The organism is Arthrobacter globiformis, assembly GCF_030817195.1.
Classification (GTDB): domain Bacteria; phylum Actinomycetota; class Actinomycetes; order Actinomycetales; family Micrococcaceae; genus Arthrobacter; species Arthrobacter globiformis_D.
The window spans coordinates 3,597,335-3,621,450 of sequence record NZ_JAUSYZ010000001.1 but is presented as its reverse complement, the minus strand read 5'-3'; the positions used below and the strand labels follow the sequence as shown (position 1 = coordinate 3,621,450).

The following is a 24,116-nucleotide window of genomic DNA, read 5'->3' as shown; positions in this document are numbered from 1 at the left end:
AGATGTTTCAGCAATTGAAAAACCTGCGGTTAGCTGCGGCTACCGTTGCAGAGCATCTGAGCGACGACCCCGCGCTCCTTGCCCTCCAGATCGCCCAGCGGCTGCCGAATGCGTTTAGGCACGAATTGGGCTCGCTTGCAGTGAATTTCTTCCCCTCGACGTCAACATCCCCTGTCCCGGCCATGGGGAGCCTGGTGCGCGGTGACATTGGAGATGTGGAGCGCCGAATCCGCTTAGCCAGCTGGATCGGTGTGGGCGCCAACAGAAGCCGACTTTTGGCTGACATTGCTCTGGTGGCCGGCCGGACGGACCTTGTGGATCTCCTCGCACCGCTGGCGGCAGGCGCTTCCCGGTTTGCAGCGTTAGCCGCAAGGCGCAAGTGGTTCGACGGTGACATGACCGGAGCCGTCGATGTACTGAAGTTTGCACCGGTCCCAACCGGACAACTGCAACGTCTGAAGTCCGAACTTGAGGTCTTTCAGGGTTACTGCCCGGCGCTTGCCAGGCACCCTTTCGTGCCACGCTCAAACACGGTGCTTCACGTCCTCACCAACTCCCTGCCTCACACCGGGAGCGGCTACGCGCAGCGAACCCACTCCATGCTGCTGTCCCATGCTGCCGCGGGCTGGAGCGTAGAGGCTGTCACCCGGCTGGGGTATCCGGTCCAGGTGGGTAAAATTCTGGCCTCCGATCGTGACTTAGTTGATGGCATCCCGTACCACCGCTTGGTTCCTGGCGTGTTACGCGGCGGCATGAAGAACAGGCTCCAACAGCAAGCCGAACTCACCCTGAGGCTTGCCCTGAAAGTCCGTCCGTCGGTGCTTCACACCACAACACCTTTTTCAAATGCCCTAGTCACAGCGGCCGTCGCGGAGGCCATTGGAGTGCCATGGGTGTACGAAGTGCGGGGACAACTGGCCGACACGTGGGCCGCGACGCGCGGTGATGAGGCAGTGGACAGTGAGCGCTACAGGCTCTTCCGCGAACGGGAAGCGGAGGCGATGGACCGTGCGGATCTGGTTGTGACGCTTGGTGAACAGATGCGGCAAAGCATAGTGCAGCAGGGGACAGACCCCAGGAAACTCATACTCTGTCCCAACGGCGTGGGCGGCGTTTTCCTTGAGGAACCCGGCAGCCCAGCATCAGCCCGAGCCCAACTCGGCCTTCCGGCAGAGGGACAATGGATTGGAACTGTCAGCAGCCTGGTTGACTATGAAGGTCTCGGCACGCTGCTGGAATCCGCGGCGCTCCTGTCACCACAGCACCCGGAACTCCGCGTGTTGATCGTAGGGGACGGCGTGGCCGGAGCCAGCCTGCGGCAGCGCGCCATGGATCTGGGGCTCGGGGAGAGGGCTATGTTTACGGGGCGTGTTTCCCGTGCACAGGCTCACTTGTATCACCAAGCCTTGGATGTCTTTGTGGTGCCGCGAAAAGACCAGCAGGTCACGCGTCACGTTACGCCGCTGAAGCCGGTGGAAGCCATGGCTTCCAGTCGACCGGTGGTGGCGAGCCGCCTCCCCGCCTTAGCTGAAATCGTCAAGGACGGCCGGACGGGACTCCTGGCGGAACCGGAAAACGCGGCGGATTTGGCGGCTAAACTAGATAGGTTGCTTTTGTCCAGCGAACTGAGAATGCAGATGGGCAAGGCAGGACGGCGGGAAGCCCTACGAAACCGCACCTGGAAGGCCAATGCGCACTCATTGGCCTCGGCTTACGATCAACTGACGGAGGAACGCGTATGAGCGCCAAGACACAGGGTAAGGCCCAGCAGCCGCAACCCACGCTCGTAGCCACGTCCGTAAGCCTCCGGGACCTCGACCGAGTCGGGGCCCGGCCGGCGTTTTTGGACTACCTCGTGTCTCTTTGGGATTACAGACACTTCGTTCTTTACGACGCGCGGTCTCGCGTGCAAACGGGTAATGAACAGGATCGACTTGGCCGTGTGTGGCTCGTATTGGGTCCGCTGTTGAACGGATTGATGTTCTACCTGATCATGGGCCTCCTGCTCCAGTCAGGCGCGGGCATTGAGAACTTTGTTGCCTTCCTTATCATTGGTGTGTTTCTGTTCCAGATGTCGGTCAGGGCGATCACATCCTCGTCGCGCGTCATTGCGTCAAGCAAGAACGTCATCCATGCCTTCACCTTCCCGAGGGCCAGCCTGGTTCTGGCAGCAAATCTTCGGGAATTGCTCTCCAACGTGCCGGTTCTTATCACTATGCTGATCCTCGTCATCGTGCTGCCGCCAGCCGAAGAAATATCCTGGCGATGGTTCATGCTGCTTCCCATTGTTGCGCTTCAGTTCATCTTCAACCTGGGAATCGGGCTCGTCCTAGCGAGGGTTGTGTCCGTATTCAACGACGCCAGCCAGTTGATTTCCTATGCAATGCGCCTTTGGATGTACGGATCGTGCATGTTCTTCTCTATTGAACGCTTCAATGACATGCCCTTGGTCAGGGGCATCATGGAGTACAACCCCTTGTACAACGTTCTTCACCTCGCACGTGAGTGCCTGTTGTACGGGCAGGTCGGATCCTGGCGGGCCTGGGCGATACTCGCGCTGTGGTCCGCTTCCGCCCTCGTCGTCGGAATGATCTTCTTTTGGAGGGGGGAGGAAACCTATGGCCGAGAGCTCTGAGTTGAATTTCATCCCTGGTACGCCTTCGGTGGTTATTGACAAGGTCAGCATGACCTACCGCACAACTTCACGGACGCGCAGCGGTACGTCGGATCAGGGACGCGGATGGGCAGGGATTAGAAAAGCTGCCAGCCGCACAAAAGCCGTGAAGGTTGAAGCGCTCAAAGAGCTATCGCTGGTAGTGGAACACGGTGAGTCGGTGGGCATCATCGGCCGCAACGGCTCGGGAAAGAGCACGCTGCTTAAACTCGTGGGCGGACAGATTCCACCGACGTCAGGCGCTGTATACGCGACCTCCACACCGGTCATGCTCGGCGTCAATGCGGCCCTGTTGCCGGGGCTTTCTGGTGACCAAAACATCGTTCTGGGTTGCCTGGCCATGGGTATGACGCACCAGCAGATCGATGCGAAGTATGATGCGATTGTTGAGCTTTCCGGCCTGGAGGACGCGATCCGCATGCCGATGAAGTCCTACTCTGCTGGTATGAGCTCGAGGCTTCGTTTTGCCATTGCAGCGAGTATAGATCCTGAGATCCTCATTATCGATGAGGCGCTGAACACGGGTGATGCCCAGTTCAAGGACAGAACCCGCAAGCGCATGATCGAACTCTTGGATCAGGCGGGTACCGTGTTCCTCGTAAGCCACAGCATGGATACAGTCACGGACCTCTGCAACCGGGCAATCTGGATTGACCAAGGTGAGCTGATCGCAGACGGCGAGCCCGCGGACGTCGTCAAGTGGTACCGCATGTTCACGCAAAAACTTGCGGCCGGCGACCGCGTCGGGGCCCTCAAACTTAGGCGTCGCATGCTCCACGATTTGGAAGTTGCGGACGTCAGCGACCGTAATTCCCTTCGGCGGTCCAGAGCATGATCTGGTCTGATCATCACAAGCTGCGAAAGTTCCTATGGCATCTGCGGACCGGCGGCCCTCGCCAAGTGCGGATGTGGCTCGAAAGGGAAGCACAGGAAGCCGGACACCGCAAACTGGAAACGGTTAGGGGGGCCGAGGGCGCTTGGACGGGGCGGGGCAGCAAGCGGAGACTGAAGTTTCGCCCCGCGCTGGTTTCCGAGCTAGCTGAACTGAGTTCGCAACGGCCCCGGGTTGGCGTGATTCTTGATGATTTTTCAGCACTGGCGCTCGGATTCGAGTGGGACTGCGTGCACCTTTCCCCGCACACATGGCAGGATGAACTGACAGAGCAATCGGTGGATTTCGTCTTTGCTGAATCTGCATGGCAGGGACACAAGAAGCTGTGGGCCGGCAAGATCGCAGGCCAGGACCACAGTGATTCGGCCTTGGCAGAGCTTGCGGCCTGGTGCCGGGACTCGGGCGTCCCCACGGTGTTCTGGAACAAGGAGGACCCGCCCCATTACGATGACTTCCTGAACGCTGCAAAGCTCTTCGAATATGTCTTTACCAGCGATGCCAACATGCTGAATGCTTATCAGCGGGACCTCGGCCATGACCGCGTGGACGTCCTCCCGTTTGCAGCCCAGCCTGCATTGCACAATCCTGTTCGGCCCAAGCACGGCTGGCACGAGCGCGACATCGCGTTCGGAGGGATGTACTTCACCGAGAAATACCCGGAGCGCCGCGATCAGCTCAACCTACTCCTAGGAGCGGCGGAAGCGGCCTCGGCATCGATGGAAACAGGCCTTGAGATATTCTCCCGCCAGATGGGAGGAGACCCCAAGTACCAGTTTCCGAAACCGTTTGCCGACCGGGTGGTGGGCTCGCTGGATTATCCTGAGATGGTTACTGCCTACAAGGCCTATAAGACATTTCTCAACGTCAACTCCGTTGTCGATTCACCCAGCATGTGTTCGCGCCGGGTCTTTGAGATCATCGCCTCAGGATCGAATGTGGTGACGACTCCTAGCGCAGCGATCAATACACATTTCAGCAGCGACGAAGTATTTACGGTGGTTGACCGACCGGAGGCGGAGAGCCTGCTGCGTGCCCTCCACCGGAACCCCGAGTTGGGCGACCGTCAACGTCACCGGGGCCAGCGGCGGATCTGGCGCGAGCACACCTATGAAATTCGAAGCAACCAAGTCCTGGCCGCCGTTGCACCCCAACTCATGAACGGGAGGGCGCGCCCGACAGTGTCGGCCTTGGTATCCACCATCCGGCCCTGGCAGTTAGACCATGTCTTTCAGACCATAGGCAGCCAGGCTGACGTGGAGCTCGAGCTCGTGCTCCTTTGTCACGGATTTGAGCCGGAGTCCGACCATCTGAGACGATTGCAGGCAGAGCACGGCGTCGAACACCTGACCTTGCTGCACGCGGATCGGACCAAAGCGCTCGGGGACTGTCTGAATTTGTGTGTAACTTCCGCTTCCGGGGAAGTTCTGACCAAGATGGATGACGATGATTTTTACGCCTCCAACTACTTGAGCGATCAGCTTTACGCCCTTGACTACTCACGCGCAAGCGTGGTTGGCAAACAGGCCCACTATGTGCATTTGGCGGAGCGGAACGCAACTATTCTCCGCTTTGCTGAGTGGGAACACCGTTATACGAGGGCAATCATGGGGCCGACAATCATGGCGGCGGCAGAGGTGTTCCGGAGTCATCCCTTCGCTGACTTGACGAGTGGCGAGGACACGGGCTTCCTCCGCGACGTAGTGCGTGCCGGTGGAACGATATACGCCGCTGACAGATTCAACTTCTGCCAGCAGCGGGCGGCCACCGGCCACACATGGCAAGTTGATGAGGGAGCGTTGCTCGCCACCGGAGAATTGAAGTTTTTTGGAAACTACAGAGATGAAGTCTCTGTCTGACTGGGGGTTCACTTGAATACCATCGAACGTGTAGCTGTTATCGGCCTTGGCTACATCGGGTTGCCGACAGCGGCCATTCTCGCTGGCAACGGTGTTTCCGTCGTGGGCGTCGACGTCAATTCGAAGACTGTCGAATCCGTCAACCGAGGGGAGGTTCCGTTCGTTGAACCAGACCTGGCTTCATACGTTGCCGGCGCCGTCAGCCAGCAAAAGTTGAAAGCCGCAACGGAAACACCCAGGACGGAGGCCTACATCGTCGCCGTCCCCACGCCGTTCAACCCGGACCGAACCGCAGACGTAAGCTACATCGAAGCCGCCGCCCGTGGGATTGCGCCTCAGCTCCGAGGAGGTGAGCTCATCATTCTGGAGTCCACCTCGCCGCCAGGGACAACTCAGCACTTGGGCGAGTACATCATCGGATTGCGGCCGGATCTTAGCCTCGACGGCGCCAACGGCAAGCAGTCCATTCACGTCGCCCACTGCCCCGAGCGTGTTCTTCCCGGTCGTATCATGATCGAACTCGTCACCAACGACCGCATTGTGGGAGGGCTGACTCCCGAGGCGGCAGAGCTTGCAAAGGCCCTTTATGCCGTCTTCTGCCAAGGCGAGATCCTGGTGACCGATGCGGCAACAGCCGAAATGGCAAAGCTTGTGGAGAATTCCTACCGGGACGTAAACATCGCTTTCGCCAACGAACTGTCTGTGATCAGCGATAAGCTCGGAATCAATGTGTGGGAGCTCATCAAGCTGGCCAACCACCACCCGCGCGTCAATATCCTGCAGCCAGGACCCGGTGTGGGCGGCCACTGCATTGCTGTTGATCCCTGGTTTATAGTCGCCGCAGCACCGGACGAGGCGAAGCTGATCCGTCAGGCCCGAGATACTAATGACGCGAAGCCGGAATGGGTCATAGAGAAGGTCACGGAACGGATCGCCGGAAAAGATGACGCCACTGTCGCCGTCTTGGGGCTCGCCTTCAAAGCCAACATCGACGACCTCCGGGAGTCCCCGGCGGTGGCCATTACGGAGATGCTCGGACGGAAGCATGGCAGCGCCGAGATCCTGGTGGTGGAACCGCACGTTGAAAGCCTTCCCCGGCAGCTTGCCGGCGCCACCAACATTCGTTTGGGCGAACTGGACGCCTCACTTGAAGCGGCCGACGTCGTTCTTCTCCTGGTGGATCACGATCAGTTCAAGGAAATCGATCCAGGTGTTTTGGACGGCAAGAGCGTCGTCGACACTCGGGGACTCTGGCAGTAAGTAGATAGACGGGCAGGCAGGCGCCTTCATATGAAGTACGCGGACGAAGTTTCTGTACATTCAACGGTCCGTCTTGCGAAGCGCAAGCGTTATTTGCAGGACGTCGACTCGTTCATCGAGGACTACGAAGGTCTGCGGAAACGGGAGGACAGTAATCTAGCCCGCGTTCGAGCCCTGGAGAAGGACCTCCGCGCCATGCGGCGGGCGCGAGATAATGCAAAGGGTGAGCTGACCGCTGCCCATCAGAAGAGCAATGAACTGAAGGCGTCTTTGAAGTCGCTGCGTGCGTCCAGGAGCGTCAGGGTTGCTCGAGCTGTGGCGAAGCCTGCCCGACTAATCATGGGAAGTATCATAACCCCCTGGCGCCGGTTGCGGGCCACTTTGAAAAGGAGCCGGACCGCAGTCCCGCCTAGTTTGTCGAAGGATGTTTCTCCCGGCAACGGGACTGCAATCGCGCCCACCCCGAGCAAACCCACTTCTTCGGCCAAGCCTCAGAAACCCGCCCCGGCAACAAGGGAACAGCTTCTGGCAGAGTTTGAGGCAGCTCCTTCCAGGGGAGCCGCAATTCGCCTGCTGTCGCACGACTACTTTGTCCGCGGGGCACTAGTTGAGCCCGCCGAATTCATCTGTCGCAATGAGGCGCTGCTGCGTGGCGCTTCCGGGTCCGAAGCCGCCTTGGTGCAAAACATTCTCGGTCAAAATGAGCTACTGACCGGCGAGCCGTTCCTATCGCCGCGGCAGCCGAACGCCGGTTACCTGGCCGAGCGCAACCGCATCATGTACTGCGCCCACAGCACGGGGCATTTCAACAGCAACGGCTACTCCACCCGGACGGCGGGGATCGTTGCCGGCCTCAAGGCAAATGATGAGGACGTGCTGGTGGTCGCGCGCCCCGGGTACCCGTGGGATTCCAAGGTTGATGTAGAACCAGGTGCCACTGCACGCTTCGAACTGGATGTCAGCGGTGTTACGCACATCTACAATCCAGGACCCACCTGGACTGCTGATCGCTTGGACTTCTACCTGACGGAATCCGCAGACGTTTACGTTCGTGAAGCGCAACGGAACCGGGTGTCATTGGTGCACTCGGCGTCGAACTATGTGACGGCGTTACCTGCTTTGGTGGCGGCCCGCAGACTGGGAATACCGTTCGTATATGAGGTCCGTGGCCTCTGGGAGATAACGCAGCTTTCGACGAATCCGACCTGGAATGAGAGCGACCGCTACAAGCTAGCGGTGCGGCTCGAGACATTTGTTGCCCGGGAAGCCGATGCCGTGTTGGCGATTACGCCCCAGGTGCGCGATGAGCTGGTGGCACGGGGCGTGAGCCCGGACTCGATCTCGCTGATGCCGAACTCCGTGGATACGGATGAATTTGCGCCCATGCCGGCTCTTGCGCCGTTGCGCAGGAAGCTCAATATTCCTGACGACGCGGTCGTAGTTGGTTACGCCGGGTCGCTCGTTCCCTATGAGGGCCTTGAGGACCTGGTTTCTGCCACCCGAATCCTCCGAGATCAGGATGCCAACGTCCGGGTCGTGATCGTTGGCGACGGCGTTCAGCTACCCGAACTAAAGCGACAAGCATCCGAACTGGGCGTACTCGACCTCATCACGTTCACGGGAAGGGTGCCCGCGGGCGATGTCCCGGACTACGTCAGCCTCTTCGACATCATGCCGTGCCCACGGCGCCGGCTGCCCGTCACCGAGATGGTATCGCCACTTAAGCCGCTGGAAGCCATGGCGAGTGCCAAGGCGGTGGTGCTTAGCGACCTGGCACCTTTGCGTGACCTGGCCGGTCAAGGCCAGGCGCGAGCGATCATCTGCGAACCGGGAAACCCTGATTCACTGGCAGAAGCCATTTTGTCCTTGGCCCGAGATGAGGACTTGAGAACTTCCCTGGGAATGAGGGCTCGCCTGTGGGCGGTGAGCGAGCGCACCTGGAAAGCTGCCGGGCATAGAATCGGCGCCGTGCACCGTGGGGCCCAAGCTGCCGCACGAGTGCCGGCGCGCGAACTCAAGAACATAACCATCGGCATCATTTCGGACCAGTTCACGTTGGAGGGTCTGAAGGGTGAAGCCAACCTGCTGGTACTCCACCCGGACACATGGTGGGATCAACTGGAGACGCAGAGAGTGGACGCGCTCTTTGTTGAGTCCGCGTGGGAGGGGATAGACGGTCTTTGGAAGCAAAAGGTTGGGTTCTACGATGAGGAACGATTCTCCACCCTGGAATCCATTCTCCGTTGGTGCAATGCGGCCGGCGTTCCCACGATTTTCTGGAACAAGGAAGACCCTGTCCACTACAACAGGTTCAGCAGGACTGCCGAGCGCTTCGATCATGTGTTCACCACGGACGCTAGCTGCCTGCGACGCTACAAGGCGAATCGTGGCCCAAGGCAACTGACGGTTGCTTCGCTGCCTTTCTACGCCCAGCCGAGGCTCCATAACATTGTTCCGTCAACCCGCGGTTATCTACACACACTTGCGTACGCCGGCTCGTACTACGGCGACAGATTCAAGGCCCGGTCTGAGGAGCTGGCCAAGCTGCTGAACCTGGCGAAAGCCCACGGACTGACAATCTACGATCGCCAGCACCTGAATCCGGAGAGCCCGTACCGTTTCCCCGATGACCTCGCCCCCTTCGTGCAGGGAGGGCTTGAATATGCCGACATGGTGGAGGCCTACAAAGCCCATCCAGTCCACGTCAACGTGAATTCGGTGGATGGCTCACCCACGATGTTTTCGCGGCGGGTGATGGAGATTGCAGGCTCGGGTGCCGCCGTCATCAGCGGCAAGGGACTCGGGGTTGAGCACGTCCTCAACGGACTGGTACCTGTAGTGAAGGATGCCGAGGCAGCGGAACTTCTGATCGAGGAGTGGATGTCAAATGAGCGGGCACGCCTCGCAGACGCCTGGTTGGCCTACCGTCATGTGCACCGCGCCCACACCGCGGCGCACCGGCTCGCCTACATCCTTCGTACGGCAGGACTGCAAGTCATCGCTCCGACGCCCCCGCGCTATGGAGTCTATGTAGATGCCCTTGATGCGGAAACGGCTTCCCTGCTCCTTTCCCAGACGGTGTGGCCCGCTGCGATCTACTGCCGTTCTTCCACCGAAGAGTGCGAGCTTCCCGTTCGACTTGTTACGGATTGCGAGGAGGCACAGGAGATCGCCCGGGCTGAGGGACTGACATATTTGGGATCCTCTGGAACTGGCCATGCTGACCGTACCGTTTTCGAGGACCTGCTGACGGCCAATTCATTCGGACAGTGGAACTCGATTTCGATTAGCGATGCGGGCCTGAACACCCCCGGTGTTGGACTCGCAGCCTACGGTTCTGCCGAGCCTGGGTGCCCAACGATATGGATGCTGGACTCCGACGGACCGGATGTGGATCTCACACTGCGACGGGAACTGAGAATACAGGCTTCGCAAACTAGCGTTTCGGAGGGCACGGTTAGGCCGAAAACCGTTCTCGTGGCCGGTCACGATCTGAAGTTCGCCACAGGCCTGTTGGCGGAACTGCGGTCCCAAGGACACCGGGTATTGATCGACCAGTGGCACGATCACACCAAACATGATGAGGAACAAAGCCTCAGCCTCATCCGGCGGGCCGATGTGATCTTCTGCGAGTGGACGCTTGGTAACGCGGTCTGGTATGCCAAGAACAAACAACCACACCAACGTATGGTCACACGCGTGCACCTCCAAGAGATCTTCCGCCCTTACCTACGCAATGTCGACTACGAACGGGTCAACGACGTGGTGTTTGTTGGGCAACACATCCTCGACATAGCCGTCAGGGACCACGGAGTCCCGCGGGACATCAGCACTGTGAGTCCGAATGCCATAGACCTGGATGCCCTCCGTCAGCCGAAGAGCCCAGATGCCCGGTTCAACATTGGCTTCGTCGGCATAGTCCCGGCAAGAAAGCGCCTCGACAAGGCGTTGGACGTGCTGAAGGCTCTGCGGGCCCGTGACAGTCGTTACCACCTTTTCATCAAGGGAAAGCGCCCGGAAGACTTCCCCTGGATGGCCAACCGTCCCGAGGAAAATGCCTTCTACGAGGAGCAGTACGCTCGGCTCGAGGCTGATCCGCTGCTCGCCGGTGCCGTAACGTTTGATCCCCAAGGGGACGACATGGCCGAGTGGTATCGCAAGATCGGAATCGTGTTGTCCGTCAGCGACTTCGAATCGTTCCACCTGACGCTGCCGGATGGAGCCGCATCCGGGGCCGTTCCCGCCAGCCTTGCATGGCCCGGGGCGGATCAGATTTACCCGACAACTTGGTTGCACTCTGATACTGAACAGATGGCTGAACACCTGATCGGCCTGGCTGATGAGGAGCGCTGGCGGCAATCAGGCGCTGACGCCCAAGATTTCGTGGCCGCAAATCTGGACGCCAGACTCGTGCTCCCTCAGCTGGCAGCCTTGGTTGTCGGCGGGAGCCCGAGCTAGGACTGAGCGGCTGTGTAACCGCGAGGCCTTAGCGTTGATCGCAATCAACGCTTAGGCCTCGCGGTGTAGTCGCTGTAGCGCTCGATGTCACGGCTGATGATACGAGCCGGGACGCCGGCCACCACGCAATTGTCCGGGATCTCATCCAAGACTACGGAGTTGGCGCCGACAACAACATTGCTGCCGATTTTTCCGCCAAAGCACTTTGCTCCAGGCGCAATGAAGACATTGTCCCCAATAACGGGGGTCCCGTTGCCCCTCACCCTCCCGCCGAGTGTGACATTCTGGGCTATGACGCAGTCCCGGCCAATGATGGAGTCGGGGTGGATGACGGTCCCAATACCACCGATACCCAGCCGGGTGCCTTCTCCGATTCGGGCGAGGAAGGGAACTCGGCAATTGTACTTATTGAAGATGAAAGTCTGGATGTAGTAGGCGCCGTCCGTGAAACCTTCGAGATAGGCCGACCGTGAAATACGGTATAGGTCCATCACGCCGAAGCGGTGGAGTTCCTTGGAGAGGATGTCCACCGCACCGTTGGCCAGGGTCAAAGGATGCAGGCCGGAGAAGTCGGCTTCATACGTTTCATGGCCGATAAGGGTTACATCGGCAGGAATATCCTGGACAGCCACAACGGGCAGATCGAAGAAGCTTGAGCCAACATGCTCGCCTGTCGGGTCCGCAAAACACTGAACAGTGTTCCGGACAGCAAAGACGTGCGCCACGAATCCGCTGGTCCTTGACACGCCGGCTATTGCATAATCGGTCTGTTTAGCGCTGGAGGGTGTGTCCCTGAACCCGTCAAAACGAATCCGCTCCGACAACCCGGAAGTCGTCTCGCCAGAGGCCGACTTGGCGTACCACTTCACACGGTATGTTCCGGGTTTGTCCAAGGGAAACTTGTATGAGCTGTCGTTCGAGTAGGGTGTGCGGCGCAGGACATCATCGCCGTAGTAGAGGTAGAACGCGTAGAACCGGGCCCGCACCTCGACCGTCACCTTCAACTGGAATAGGTTTTCGAGCGTCAATTCCACGCTTTGCATGTGTCTCATTTCCGCCGGCCTGATCGTGTTATCCCAGTCCGGCCCTACATTCCGATGGTTCTGCCACTCAATTTTACTTCCCCCGTAGATAGGGGCGGCCGGCCGGATATCACCGCCGTCATAGTTACGACAAGATGGGTCTTTCACTATGCGAATTTGACATCCTCGGTAATATTGAGTAATGGGGGGAACCAGTGAGCGGCATGCTGACAGTTCTCTGCGTAGTTGAAACATGAGAACGGTCCGGGCGGGAAGTTCATCTCCCGGGTCGATGCAAATACTCGCCGAACTGGAGTTGATCTGATGAAACAGTCGATCGGGCTGCCCTTATATCGCCGTGGGCAGAAAACACGATGGCAAAGGTCTCGCACACGTATTGGGCACGCAGCGGCAACGGTCGTCTTGGCCGTCACTACCTGTGGTCTGTTTGCGGTCCCCGCTGCAGCCGCTACCCTGAGTGAGCAGCGGGCGGCGCTGCGTCAGGTGTCTTATGCAGCTGCACAGGACTACGTGAATGCCCGGCCGTATATCACCGAGCTCGCGCGTTCGAAAGCCCTGGTCGTGAAGGATGCAATCGCTGCCGGTACTTTGACCCTGAAAGAGGCCGGCAACCAACTTACCCTCGCCACCACGCAAACAGCCATGGACGCTGCGGCGGTAAGAATGGAGTCGGAGGCGCTAAAAGCCGCGACGGTTCGGAAGACCGCTGCGAATTTGTCCCTGCTGGAGGATCTCCGGGCCATTCAGCAGAACGTCGCCACGGGCGCCCTCAGCGGACTGAATGCCGGTAGCGTCACTGCATCCGCATATGCGGCCACCCAAGCACGCGCCAGCGCATTTTCCACTCATTTGGCGGTGGACACGAACAAGCAGCTAGGAGTAATTGGAAAGGCAGTGCCAGCCGTTTCGATGAGCTCGCCCGGCTGGTTGGGAGCCTTGCAAAATGATGCCGGTACTATACCGAGCGTGTCGGGGTGGGTGGGTTTTGCAGGAGGGTGCGCATTGCCACTAGCCATCTCGGCCTACCAGCCCAAGCTTCCTCTAACGGGGCCGGGAGTTGCTACAAGCAGCAAGCTGGTTGCGGACGCTAAGCTGCGAGTGAGCGCTGATCCGGCACTCGGCAGCGTGCACGCACAAATGCTGCGGTCGGCAGCTGCCGAAGCGGCCACGACCCTGACCTTGACGCAGCTACGAACGGCCTATGCTCCACGTGTTGCCCGATTAGGGTATGGCTGGCTATCAGGATCGGACGTGAAAGCGCGAGATGTGTTGGCATCAGAGGCCCGGCAGATCCTTTCTGCCGGGCCGGAGGGCATGGACACCTTGGATTCGTCTCACTTGCTGCTTGCGGCTGCGACCGCGACGGACTGGACCAAGGCCGTCGGCATGGAGGAAACGGTCCTCGTTCGGTGGCTGGGGCCACAGACCTGCCTTCAGGCTGACAAAGAGAACTTCGTGGATGCGGGCACGAACATTGCAGTCATTCATAATTCTGCCAACGTTGTCGCTGCCGCCGTATTCCTCAAGAAGTGGCCGGCTCAGGCGGCGGCTCTTGCCAAAGAGTCCTTGGAATCCATACAGCCCGCGCTCCGGGCAATTACCACGGATGGGGGCACTCAGGAAGGACCCGGCTACTGGACCTACCAGAGCCGTGCGGTCTCCATGCTCTACTCCACGCTGCCAAACGTCTATGCCACCGCTCCGGTTTCCATGCCGTCCCTGTCCAAGGTGTCGTATTACGCCCTGAACAGCACGGGCCCGGACGCCCGTCCGACACCTTTTGCGGACGCCCAACCTGAAGAGCTGAGCCCTCTCATGCCTGCTTGGGATGCACATGTGCGGGGTGATTCAGGGGTGATGGCTTGGGTTAAAGCTCGGTTTACACAAAAACCCGACGCATACCTCATGTGGTGGATGACCAACGCAGGCACTGTCCCTGCCAAGAAATCTGCATTGTTCCCACAGACTGGCTTCGCCGCCCTGCATCTTCCCGGCAGCACGGCAACGCTCAAGGGAGGGAACAACGCGGCAAACCATGCCCATCTCGATCTGGGCTCGGTATCTTTCTTCCGCCGCGGCGTGCAGTGGTCCGTGGACCCGGGGGGCCAGACCGGTAGCGCCCCCGGCTACTATTCCGATGCCACCCGCTGGACCTATTGGAAGCCAGGCACGTCCGCGCATTCCACCCTCATGGTCAAGGACACGAACCAGCCGACAACCGCGGTTGCAGCCGTAACTTCGGCCTCGGCGTCAGCTGCGGCCGTCGATCTGCGGCAGGCATTTCCGGGAGCCACCGCCGCCAGCCGTTCGATTTCCCATGGGTCCGGCAGCCTGCTGATCAAGGATGTTTTCCAGTCAGACGCGGCCACGGATCTGGTGTGGCAGTGGGTCACTGATGCGACGGTAAGCGTAGGATCCGACCGCGTCATTTTGCGGCGAAGCGGCCAAGCCTTGACGCTCCGTTTCACCGGGATGCCCGCAGGCTCGGCACTCACAGCTGTAGCCGCACCGGAAACTGGCCCGGGCGGATCGGCGCTGACTCTGGTCAAGCTCTCGATGCCGCAGACTAAGAGCCTGAGCCTCACCACCACCGCCTACTGAGGCAACGCGGTGTTCCTAGTGGCCGTCCGTTTCGTTCCTTCCAGCGGAGCGGACGGCTACGGGACCGAAAACCATCTTGTGGTGAACGGACTTGCAGTGTCCTCCGCGGTGTTCCGTATAAAGAGCCGCATTCTGTACCGTCCGGCGGCCAGTCCGTCCCATGCAACAGTGTCCACAGGTGAGTACTGCGTCCGGTCCACCAGGTTCGAGTCACGGTACAGGCGGCAGGCCACCTCCCGGCCGGGTGGCATGTGGATGCGCAACGAAAGCTTTCCGGGCTGGGATTGCGATGACAACAGAGAGTAAGGCATGGCTTCATCGCCGGATCCCAAGATTTCCTGATGAATATTGGCGCTGACGAAGCTTCGAAAGACGCTGCCGATCTCGGCGTGGGGTAATCCCGGGAGGACGGTTAGCCGTATTTGCTTTGACTGCGCAGCGGCGTATTCCATGAGGGGCAACACATGGTTCCTGTAGTGGTGGTCACCTTCCCCCACGATTATGGAAAGACGCGTCTCCTCGGACAGGCTGTCGACGGCCTCAAACATGACGCGGTCGAGCCGTGAGATCGAGGACTCCGACGTGTCACCCATGATGAAACTAAGAATGTTTGGATGCGGATTCCGGAGAAAGGACCCGATATTTACCTGGGGAGCCCCTGCAAGGATCCGCCCGGCACGGGCGGCGATGCCATGGATAATTGCAGCGCTGGCTCCCTTGGAGGAACCAACGGTGATGAGGTCCCGGACGCTGAGTCCGAGTCGGTTGAGTTCCCCGCTTATTAGCTGCTGTACGGATTCGAAGATCGCGCGGTCACCGTGGTCTCCCAGATAATATGATCCCTGATCCCCAAAGTCGTCGAGGATGTACAGCGCGTGCACGCCAGACTCATCAACCGATTTCTTGTAGTTGTATGTGAAGTCGCCGGGCTGGTGGATCGCCGAGAAGACCACCGCTAGCTTAGTGGCCCCGGACGTCGTCCGGGCAGGCACGGAAAGGTAGTTTAGACCTACGTCACCGTTCGTCCTGCGCCATCCCAGCGTTTTGTCGTGAAGTCCCCGGTCCAGGTAATTGAACTTCCCTAGACGAATGCGTGTGCGGATCCTTGCGTTGCGTCCGGTGAACTGGATCCGGATAACCGGGGCCGGCACGGCTTTGCCGAAAGCTGGAAAGCGCCAACCAAGGTACTTCGGGCTTTTCTCGCCAACATGGAGTGACGTAGTGGTTGCGACGTCAGCATCGAACTGAAGGTCCATGATTTTGCGGCCGCCGTGAAACAGTTCGAACCCTTGCCCGTGCACCACGGGTTCGACATCGGGACCAATATTCCACAGCAACTCGTAATTGTGCTGGTCCTGGCTGAGAACTGTGTCCTCTATGTCTATTTCAGGGATACCGGAAGCCTCGCGGATATTGACGGTCCTGCTGTGAGTTGTGTCCCTGAGGCGTTCCGTCCGTCCGGTCACCGAGTAGCCGTCTTCACGAACCGTGTGAGACTCCATAGTGGTCAGGTGGGCCAGCTTGTCGGTCCGGGGAAGCGATACTCCATCCACAATGAGGCCATTGTGCGCGTACGATGAATATGCGAACTTGGTGTAGGGGTTCTTGTAATCGTATCCATAGGGCCCGGCGCTCGCACAGCAGGTCGACACCGGCGCTACGCAGGAAAAAACTCAGGTCGTCCGAGTGCTTGTGATAATTAGCGTTGTAGGCCGCCGAGAAGAATGCGAACGTGGCATCGGGATCACCCCACGAGCTTCGGTAAATGGCATACCCGCTGTCCGGCAATACCAACGTTTTGGAGCTGGGTGGCGTGCCGCGTTTGCCTGCCGATGCTGCGTAAACGAACTCCTGGCTTTCAAAGATATTCTGTCTCGCCGCGACGGTCTCCTCCTGCTGGGTGGTGTCGCTGATCGGCGGATACATGCCATTAGGCATTAGCGCATGGGTTGCGTACTCAGCCGCATGTTGCAGCAGTGAGCGGTAGTACTCGACGTGGGCGTGCCCGGTTTCCGACAGAATCTGCAGAACGCCGTGCACGTGTTTGGAAACCATGAGGTGGTACGTCGGCGTGTTCTCGATATGCACACCCTCAGCCGTGAAAGCCGAAGAGAAATACGCGTGCAATCGACGCGTCGAGATCTCGAAATACCCCAGGCGCTCCGCTTGAGGTAACCCGTCCCCCGTGACACTGAAATACAGGAGGGCGAGATCCTGAAACATCCCGTGATTGTTTCCGGTGGAGTGGAAGTCCTTCGTGGCGAGTAGTGCGGCCGTTCCCCTGGCGAGTTCGAAGAGCCAATCATAGTCGTCCTCCGGGACGAGGCTCTTTAGTTCCAGAAGGAACGTAGTCAGCTGAATGAGCCGCTGTGCCGTGGTTTCGTCATGGTGGGACACCTCTGGGAGACGTGTTCCATCCCCGTAGAGGGCCGCCCACCGACGGAAGATGCTGACAGCGGTTTTTGCATAGCCTTCCCGGACAGCTGGATCGGCCAGAACAGTTGCGTGCCAGTCAGTAAAGAAAAGAAAGCCATGAAGAAATCGGGAACGTGCACGCTCCGTCGAATCCCCCCAAGCGTCGCCGTCGTTATACGCAATGGCACCGAACCGAGGACTCTCAATAGAGCCGTCGCGCTGAAAGCGCTCCGCGCGCGACCGAGACGCGTCGCTAGCCGAACGTGGCAACTGCCGGGCTACCGCGTCTTTCATCGACTCAAAGAAGTCAGGGTGGTTCAAACTGCTATCCAGGGCTAGTGGTGCTTGGCGGACTGGGTAAGAGGCGATGAAGACCCGGAATTCCTCGGCTTGTTCACTGCTGAAATTCCTCAACTGTGGGGCCGAGCCCGAGCATGTGCGCTATGGCTGCGACCGTGCGGGCGGCGGCCTTTCCGTCCCCATAGGGGTTGATGGCGTTGGCCATGGAGTCAAAGTGGTCCTGGTCATGCAGGAGTCGGTCGACTTCCTTCACGATCCGTTCTTCGTCGGTGCCGATGAGTGTGACGGTGCCGGCGTGCACAGCTTCCGGACGCTCAGTGTTGTCGCGCATCACCAGCACAGGCTTGCCGAGGCTGGGTGCTTCTTCCTGAACCCCACCGGAGTCCGTCAGCACGACGTGGGCCAGGGCGAGCATGCGGGTGAATTCCCCATAAGCCAGCGGCTCGGTGACAACGACGTTGGGCTTACCCTCCAAAGCCGGGAGGACGGCTTCGCGGACAACAGGGTTCTTGTGGGCCGGCAGAACAATCACAAGGTCGGGTTCGGCGTCCGCGATACGTGCCAGTGCGCGGCCCACGCCGCGCATGGCGTTCCCCTGATTCTCCCGCCGATGCGTGGTGACTAGCAGTACCTTGCGGCCGCTGGACGCGATCTCTTCAAGCTGAGGGTCCGTGAAGGGAATCTTCTTGTCCACGGTGGTTAGGAGTGCGTCGATGACGCTGTTGCCGGTGATGACGATGTCTTCGGGGCTGATGCCTTCAGCAAGCAGGTTTGCCTTGCTGGTGCTGGTGGGAGCCAGATGCAGGCTGGCAATCTGGCTGGTGATTTTCCGGTTTGCTTCCTCGGGGAACGGCGAGAGGAGGTTGCCGCTGCGGAGTCCCGCCTCCACATGTACAACCGGGATGCCGTGGTAGAAAGCTGCGATGGCGCCGGCCGTCGAGGTCGTGGTGTCTCCCTGGACAATGACTGCGTCGGGCTTCTTTTCCGCGAAGAGGGAGTCCAGTCCATCGATGGTGCGCGTCATGATGGCGGAGAGGGACTGGCGCTGCTGCAGGATGTTGAGATCGTGGTCAGGAACGATGCCGAAGAGCTCGTTGACCTGGTCCAGCATTTCCCTGTGCTGCCCGGTGACGGTCACGACGCACTCGAACTGTTCAGACTGCTGCAGTGCGGCAACGATGGGCGCCATTTTGATGGCTTCCGGACGCGTCCCGAAAATCGGCATGATGCTGGACACAGTATTCCCCCGAGAGATTGTGAAAGATTTCCCACAATCGTAATTGATGTGCAGAGCAATCATTGCATCCGGGAAAATGCAATGAGTGCTAGCTCACAAAGATGAGGGCGAGCACGATGGCGACGATGCTGAGGAGGGCAAACACGAATAGGGCAAGAGCCACTGCGCGCTTTCGGCGCCGGGACCGCTCCTTGCGGTCTGGAACAATGTCCTGCTCCTGCGCTCTGTTGTTCTGCCTCCGGGCGAAATCCGCAGCCTTTTGCCGACTGAGGAAATGTGTGTCCGGTATCTCGGAGCGAAAGCGCCGTTTGCGGAGATGCCGCGGGGCTGGAATCAGTGGTTCAGGCGTGTCAGCCACTGTCTCTCCTCCCTGGAATGATGCGTGCCAGCTGGACCCGACGGCCGGGCTCAAGATATCAATTCTTGCATCAGGGTGCATCCTGTCGGCATTCCGGCCGGAGGGAAACGTCCACCAGCCCTACGGATTCCAGTACGAATCGCTGAAGCCACTCACTCGGTAAGAAGCCCGGATGGGAGGCAACCATCTGGACTTCCGCCGTCGTGCACTGCTCAAGGAGCCGCTCCGCGCGGGCGACGTGGTAGCTGGACGTAACCACCGTGATCGATGTCCAGCCATTTTGAGTGACTAGGTCGGCTATCTTCTGAGCCTCACCCCTGGTGTCATAGCCGTCCGGGTGGAAGCAAATGAGGGACCGGCTGGGAAAAGTTGTGGAATTGCACACATCGTCGGCCGCTGCGTTGCCCGGCGTGTCCGTATGGGACAGCACAAGTACGGGGATACCGAGGTCCTGTTGCGTCTGGCGCGCTAAGGGGAGTCTCTCTGCTCCTGCCCCGCCCAGCATGATCACGGCGTCCGTCCGATGGAGCACCAACGGGTCCACGTTGACGAATAGTTGGTATGCAATGACTAACCACAGCACGAAGACGGCGGTGGCTGCAGCGGCGGACCGGCGCAGAATCGAAAGCGTCTTCGGGGCTGACAGTGGCACATCGCCTAGTCTGTCATGGCCCGCTTGAATGTCCGTCCGTGGCGGTAGCGTAGTGGCGTGCACCAAACACCATTGACTGTCGCCCAACTGTCCGAAGCGGAGCTGCTGGCCCGGATTTTCCCGCGCCTGGAACTCAGTGCCCTGCACAGTGCCGCCGTGGTCCTCGGACCGGGCGATGACGCCGCCATCGTTGCGGTTCCGGACGGCAGGACGGTCATCAGCATCGACACCCAGGTCCAGGACCAGGATTTCCGGCTGGAGTGGAACAACGGCTACCGGACCACCGGCTACGACGTCGGGTGGAAGGCCGCAGCGCAGAACCTTAGCGACATCAACGCCATGGGCGCGTCGGCAACCTCAATGGTGGTCAGCCTGACCATGCCCCCGGACACTCCGGTCGGATGGGTGGAGGACCTGGCGGACGGCCTCACCGCCGCCATCAGCAAGCTGGGGGCGGGCGCGTGCTCTGTCGCGGGTGGCGACCTTGGCCGCGGCCGCGAGCTGTCCGTCACCGTTGCAGTCCTCGGCACGCTCGACGGCGGCCAGCCGGTCCTCCGGTCCGGCGCCCAGGACGGCGACACGGTGGCGATCGCCGGGCGGGCAGGCTGGGCCGCTGCCGGGCTGGCACTGCTGGAGTCCGCCCATCACGTAAGTTCGCTTCCGCCGGAGCTGCTGTCACTGCTTGAGCTTCAGTGCCGGCCGGAGCCGCCCCTTGAGGCCGGGCCGCTGGCGCGCATGTCCGGCGCCACAGCCATGATGGACATTTCCGACGGCCTGGTGCGGGACGGAACCAGGCTGGCCGTGGCCAGCAACGCTGTGCTGGACCTGGATCCCGGGCAACTTGGCCGGCTCGCCGAGCCCCTCCGCCCCGCGGCCACCCTTCTGGGCGCCGACGCGCGCGCCTGGGTGCTCGGCGGCGGGGAAGACCACGGGCTTCTGGCCACTTTCCCGGCGGGCACGCAGGTGCCGCCCGGGTTTACTGGGATAGGCTCAGTACAGGCCTGCGGCGCAGACAAGGCGCCCGGCGTGACGATCGCGGGACGGCCCGCTGACTCCGTGGGATGGGATCACTTTGCAGACTAAGGTTGCCGCGAACGCGCAAGCGATGAAGCGGTGGTTGGGCAAGGCCGAAACCGCACTGGGCAACCACAGCGACCGCCTCAATGCCATCAATATCTTCCCGGTAGCCGACGGCGACACCGGAACCAACCTCTACCTCACGGTCCGTGCCGCCCACCGGGCGCTGCAGGATGCCGCCCCCGCCGGCGCCGGCCAGCTTCCGGCGGAGGTCCGTCCGGAAGCGCGTTCGGAACCGGCTGGGCAGCAGGCGCAGCTCAATGACGTGGGCGCCGTCCTGGCGCGCGCCGGCCAGGCAGCCATGGAAAAGGCCAAGGGGAACTCCGGCACGCTCTTCTCGGTATTCCTCTGCGCCGCGGCCGAACCGCTGGCCGGGCATGCCAGGCTCACCTCATCGCTCCTCGCCGCCGCCCTCAACCGGGCCCAGATCAGGGCCTGGTCCGCGCTGAGCGACCCCGTTCCGGGCACCATGCTGTCCGTCATGGAGGCGGCGGGCCGGGCCGCGGCCGCCGTCGACGCCGGCCAGAACGGCAATGACAGCAACCATGCACTGGGCCTGGTCCTGGATGCGGCCGTCGGGGCCGCCCTCGAGGCCGTGGTCCGCACGGAGGGGCAGCTGAATGTCCTGCAGGCAGCGCACGTGGTGGACGCTGGCGGCGTGGGAATGCTGCTGATCCTGGATTGCCTCCGTTCGGCCGTGCTCGGCGAGGAGCTCCGCAGCGAACTGCTGGACGGCCTGCACGGGTACGATCTCCAGGACCCCCACATCCACACCGACATGCCTGACGACGACGGCGTGGAGGTCATGTGCACCATCAGCCTGTCCCCGCTGGACGCCGCCACGCTTCGGCAGCGCCTGGATGAACTCGGGGACTCCGTGATCATGAGCCAGGTTGGCCCTTCCGCTGACGCCGAGGGCCGGTACCGGTGGCGGGTCCACGTGCACGTCCCGGATCCGGCTCCCGCCCTTGGGGTGATCAGGTCGCTGGGCGATCCGGCGGAAGTGTCCGTCAGTGAGCTCGCCCTGCCCCGGGATCCGTCAGGAGAAGTGAGCGCAGAAGGAAGATGAACGTCGAACTGGAACTCGGCCTGGAGCGCCGGATCGGCAAGCGCTCCGCGGCCGTGGTCGAGAAACACCTGGGCATCACCACGGTGGGCGGCCTGCTCAACTACTATCCTCGCCGCTACCTCAACCGCGGTGAACTGACGCCGATCAGTGAACTTCCGTTCGATGAGGACGTCACGCTCATCGCCCGCGTCGTCTCCAACAGCAAGCGGCAGATGCGCGCCCGGAAGGGCTTCATCATCGACGTCGTCATTACCGACGACGCTGGAACGGGCACGCTGAAAATCAGTTTCTTCAACGGCCACCGCGCCAAGAATGAGCTGCAGCCCGGCCGGCGTGCCATGTTCTCCGGAAAGGTGACCCGCTACGCCGGTTCGTTGGGACTCACCAACCCGGACTACCAGCTGCTGGACGAGGACCCCGATGTCCCCGGCATGGACCCGGAGAAGCTCGCGGCCATGCCCATCCCGATTTACCCCGCCACCGCACACCTCACCAGCTGGTCCATCCAGAAAGTCATGACCGCCCTGCTGGAGACCGCAGACCTGGACGCCCTGCGGGATCCGCTGCCGGCGGCCATTTCGGCCCGCGAGAAATTCCTGCCGCTGCCGCAGGCCTACCGGCTCATCCACGCCCCGGAGACCGCGGCGGACTGGCGGAAGGCCAGGGACCGGTTCCGCTATCAGGAGGCGCTGGTCCTCCAGTCAGCCCTTGCCCGGCGCCGTGCCCAGCTTGCTTCCGAGGAGGCCACCGCCCGGCGTCCCGTGCCGGAGGGACTGCTCGCTGCCTTCGACCGCCAGCTGCCGTTCACGCTGACCGCGGGCCAGTCCGCCGTCGGCAAGACCCTCGCGGCGGAGCTGTCGCAGGACGGGCCCATGAACCGGCTGCTGCAGGGCGAGGTCGGCTCCGGCAAAACCATTGTGGCGCTGCGGGCCATGCTCCAGGTGGTCGACGCTGGGGGACAGGCTGCGCTGCTGGCGCCTACGGAAGTGTTGGCGGCCCAGCACTTCGATTCCATCCGGCGCACGCTCGGACCGCTGGCCCGCGACGGGCTCCTGGGTGGACTCGGTGAGCATACGGTGCAGGTCAGTCTGCTCACCGGCTCCATGCCGACCGCCGCGCGCAAGCAGTCGCTGCTCGATGCCGCCTCCGGTACGGCCGGGATTGTCGTCGGCACGCACGCGCTGTTGAGCGACAACGTCACCTTCTTCGATCTGGGCCTCATCGTGGTGGATGAGCAGCACCGCTTCGGCGTGGAACAGCGCGATGCCCTGCGTGCCAAGGCCAGCAAGCCGCCGCACCTGCTGGTCATGACCGCCACGCCGATTCCCAGGACCGTGGCCATGACGGTCTTCGGTGACCTTGAAACATCCGTGCTTGACGAACTGCCGGCCGGCCGTGCACCCATCACCACGCACGTGGTGGGCCTAGCGGAGAATCCCGCCTGGGCGGCCCGCATCTGGTCCCGTTCCCGTGAGGAGATCGAGGCCGGACACCAGGTGTACGTCGTGTGCCCCAAGATCGGGGCGGACGACGACGGCGACTTCACTCCCGGTGAAGCGGAACCCGAGCCCGGGGAACTGGAGGGGGACGGAGCGGCGCGCGAACTGGCCTCGGTGACCGCCGTCGTCGAGCATCTCAAAGAGGAGCCCGCACTGGCGGGAGTCGCGCTGGCACCGCTCCACGGACGCCAGGACCCGGTACTGAAGTCGGAAACCATGGCTTCCTTCACCGCCAACCAGACAAAGCTTCTCGTATCCACCACCGTGATCGAGGTGGGCGTGGACGTGCACAACGCCACCCTGATGGTCATCCTGGACGCGGACCGCTTCGGCATCTCCCAGCTTCACCAGCTCCGCGGGCGCGTGGGCCGGGGTGGGCTGCCCGGCACGTGCCTGCTCGTGACCACTCTCGAACCGGGCCATCCCAGCCGGCGCCGGCTGGATGCCGTGGCGGCCACCACTGACGGATTCGAGCTGTCCCAGGAGGACTTGAAGCTGCGCCGCGAGGGCGACATCCTCGGCGCCTCGCAGTCCGGTGGCAGGTCCACGCTGAAGCTGCTGCGGGTACTGGAGCACGAGGACATCATTGCCCGGGCCCGGCTGGACGCCCAGAAGATCGTTGCCGCAGACCCCGCGCTGACCGGCTACGCGGCACTTGCCGAGGCCATCGACGAGTACCTGAATCCCGAGAAGGAGGCGTTCCTTGAACGCGGCTAGCACGAACC

Annotated in this window: 14 protein-coding genes and 1 pseudogene; 10 read left to right on the top strand and 5 right to left on the bottom strand. The window is 61.2% G+C overall.

All coding sequences use genetic code 11. The features are described 5' to 3' along the window. The first annotated feature begins 2 nt into the window (after positions 1 to 2). The 6 genes from QF036_RS16510 to QF036_RS16485 are packed head-to-tail and all read left to right on the top strand — an operon-like array spanning position 3 to position 11,140. Positions 3 to 1,742 (top strand): glycosyltransferase family 4 protein, encoded by a 1,740-nt coding sequence (locus QF036_RS16510; RefSeq protein ID WP_307103582.1) that lies wholly within the window; start codon positions 3 to 5, stop codon positions 1,740 to 1,742. Beyond that, positions 1,739 to 2,635, top strand: coding sequence for an ABC transporter permease (locus QF036_RS16505; RefSeq protein WP_307103580.1), 897 nt, complete (start codon positions 1,739 to 1,741; stop codon positions 2,633 to 2,635). Before QF036_RS16510 ends, QF036_RS16505 begins: the two co-directional genes overlap by 4 nt. Then, positions 2,619 to 3,509 carry an ABC transporter ATP-binding protein gene (locus QF036_RS16500; RefSeq protein WP_307103578.1) on the top strand — a complete coding sequence of 297 codons (891 nt, stop codon included), beginning with the start codon at positions 2,619 to 2,621 and terminating at the stop codon, positions 3,507 to 3,509. Before QF036_RS16505 ends, QF036_RS16500 begins: the two co-directional genes overlap by 17 nt. Then, a complete protein-coding gene (locus QF036_RS16495; RefSeq protein ID WP_307103575.1) occupies positions 3,506 to 5,422 on the top strand; it encodes a glycosyltransferase in 1,917 nt (638 codons plus the stop codon). Before QF036_RS16500 ends, QF036_RS16495 begins: the two co-directional genes overlap by 4 nt. Before the next feature lie 12 nt (positions 5,423 to 5,434). After that, complete coding sequence (gene wecC / locus QF036_RS16490) at positions 5,435 to 6,682, top strand: UDP-N-acetyl-D-mannosamine dehydrogenase (protein WP_307103573.1); 1,248 nt, start codon at positions 5,435 to 5,437, stop codon at positions 6,680 to 6,682. A gap of 30 nt (positions 6,683 to 6,712) precedes the next feature. After that, the gene (locus QF036_RS16485; RefSeq protein ID WP_307103571.1) at positions 6,713 to 11,140 is read left to right on the top strand and encodes a glycosyltransferase; all 4,428 of its coding nucleotides are present in this window, start codon (positions 6,713 to 6,715) and stop codon (positions 11,138 to 11,140) included. 44 nt (positions 11,141 to 11,184) lie between these two features. Here the strand turns inward: QF036_RS16485 and QF036_RS16480 are convergent, their stop codons facing one another. After that, positions 11,185 to 12,168 (bottom strand): serine O-acetyltransferase, encoded by a 984-nt coding sequence (locus QF036_RS16480; protein ID WP_307103569.1) that lies wholly within the window; start codon positions 12,166 to 12,168, stop codon positions 11,185 to 11,187. A gap of 240 nt (positions 12,169 to 12,408) precedes the next feature. On the opposite strand from QF036_RS16480, the gene QF036_RS16475 reads away from it, so the two are divergent. Then, complete coding sequence (locus QF036_RS16475; RefSeq protein WP_307103568.1) at positions 12,409 to 14,784, top strand: heparinase II/III domain-containing protein; 2,376 nt, start codon at positions 12,409 to 12,411, stop codon at positions 14,782 to 14,784. A gap of 56 nt (positions 14,785 to 14,840) precedes the next feature. Here QF036_RS16475 and QF036_RS16470 read toward each other — a convergent pair whose 3' ends face one another. The 4 genes and pseudogenes from QF036_RS16470 to QF036_RS16455 all read right to left on the bottom strand — a co-directional run bounded on the left by QF036_RS16470 (position 14,841) and on the right by QF036_RS16455 (position 19,746). Continuing rightward, positions 14,841 to 16,436 (bottom strand): heparinase II/III domain-containing protein, encoded by a 1,596-nt coding sequence (locus QF036_RS16470; protein WP_307103566.1) that lies wholly within the window; start codon positions 16,434 to 16,436, stop codon positions 14,841 to 14,843. A gap of 232 nt (positions 16,437 to 16,668) precedes the next feature. Beyond that, positions 16,669 to 17,493: pseudogene (locus QF036_RS16465) on the bottom strand (heparinase II/III family protein); the annotation flags it as partial. A 100-nt stretch (positions 17,494 to 17,593) separates the two neighbouring features. Next, positions 17,594 to 18,724: a non-hydrolyzing UDP-N-acetylglucosamine 2-epimerase gene (wecB, locus tag QF036_RS16460; protein ID WP_307103564.1), complete on the bottom strand. Its 1,131-nt coding sequence runs from the start codon at positions 18,722 to 18,724 to the stop codon at positions 17,594 to 17,596. A gap of 440 nt (positions 18,725 to 19,164) precedes the next feature. Then, a complete protein-coding gene (locus QF036_RS16455; protein WP_307103562.1) occupies positions 19,165 to 19,746 on the bottom strand; it encodes a YdcF family protein in 582 nt (193 codons plus the stop codon). A 57-nt stretch (positions 19,747 to 19,803) separates the two neighbouring features. On the opposite strand from QF036_RS16455, the gene thiL reads away from it, so the two are divergent. From thiL to QF036_RS16440, 3 genes are read left to right on the top strand one after another with little or no spacing between them, the layout of a single operon-like run. Next, a complete protein-coding gene (gene thiL / locus QF036_RS16450; RefSeq protein ID WP_307103560.1) occupies positions 19,804 to 20,829 on the top strand; it encodes a thiamine-phosphate kinase in 1,026 nt (341 codons plus the stop codon). Positions 20,830 to 20,851: 22 nt separating this feature from the next. After that, positions 20,852 to 21,892, top strand: coding sequence for a DAK2 domain-containing protein (locus tag QF036_RS16445; RefSeq protein ID WP_307103558.1), 1,041 nt, complete (start codon positions 20,852 to 20,854; stop codon positions 21,890 to 21,892). Continuing rightward, positions 21,889 to 24,108, top strand: a complete 2,220-nt coding sequence (locus QF036_RS16440; protein ID WP_307103556.1) for an ATP-dependent DNA helicase RecG — start codon at positions 21,889 to 21,891, stop codon at positions 24,106 to 24,108. The genes QF036_RS16445 and QF036_RS16440 overlap by 4 nt, the downstream gene beginning before the upstream one ends. The last annotated feature ends 8 nt before the right edge of the window (positions 24,109 to 24,116 follow it).

Bases quoted from the DNA above. Each gene is read 5' to 3' on its own strand.
- QF036_RS16445 (WP_307103558.1), top strand. From the start codon at position 20,852: ATGAAGCGGTGGTTGGGCAAGGCCGAAACCGCACTGGGCAACCACAGC.
- QF036_RS16500 (WP_307103578.1), top strand. From the start codon at position 2,619: ATGGCCGAGAGCTCTGAGTTGAATTTCATCCCTGGTACGCCTTCGGTG.
- QF036_RS16440 (WP_307103556.1), top strand. From the start codon at position 21,889: ATGAACGTCGAACTGGAACTCGGCCTGGAGCGCCGGATCGGCAAGCGC.
- wecB (WP_307103564.1), bottom strand. From the start codon at position 18,724: ATGCCGATTTTCGGGACGCGTCCGGAAGCCATCAAAATGGCGCCCATC.
- QF036_RS16505 (WP_307103580.1), top strand. From the start codon at position 1,739: ATGAGCGCCAAGACACAGGGTAAGGCCCAGCAGCCGCAACCCACGCTC.
- QF036_RS16485 (WP_307103571.1), top strand. From the start codon at position 6,713: ATGAAGTACGCGGACGAAGTTTCTGTACATTCAACGGTCCGTCTTGCG.
- QF036_RS16510 (WP_307103582.1), top strand. From the start codon at position 3: ATGTTTCAGCAATTGAAAAACCTGCGGTTAGCTGCGGCTACCGTTGCA.
- QF036_RS16495 (WP_307103575.1), top strand. From the start codon at position 3,506: ATGATCTGGTCTGATCATCACAAGCTGCGAAAGTTCCTATGGCATCTG.